Origin of the sequence: Aminobacter sp. MET-1, from assembly GCF_026521175.1 — a bacterium.
Taxonomy (GTDB): domain Bacteria; phylum Pseudomonadota; class Alphaproteobacteria; order Rhizobiales; family Rhizobiaceae; genus Aminobacter.
In genome coordinates, this window is record NZ_JAMSHL010000114.1 from 1 (window position 1) to 269 (window position 269).

General features: G+C 59.5%; 1 protein-coding gene. It reads right to left on the bottom strand.

Going from position 1 to position 269, the window contains the following annotated elements:
• Positions 1–269, bottom strand: a 269-nt coding sequence (locus NDO48_RS29250) for a benzoate/H(+) symporter BenE family transporter (RefSeq protein ID WP_267322923.1), incomplete at both ends; no start/stop codon positions are given.

Here is a 269-nt window from a genome sequence, read left to right on the forward strand (position 1 = left end):
GTACTGCATAACGCGGCGACAGGCGCTTGATGATCAGATAGGTGAAAAACATCCCCAGCACCAGGCCAGTGCGATGTTGCGCGGCGACAAAAATCTCGCTGCCGATCTTGAACAGAATCCCCGCCAGCAAGGCGGCCGCCAATGAGGCGGGGATGCGCTTGACCAGTTTTTCAAAGCTGCCGGTCAGCCCGCAGAGCGTGACCAGCACCGCGCAGGTGATATAGGCGCCGATGGCCTCGCCGTAACTTACTCCACCCAGGCTTGTGATC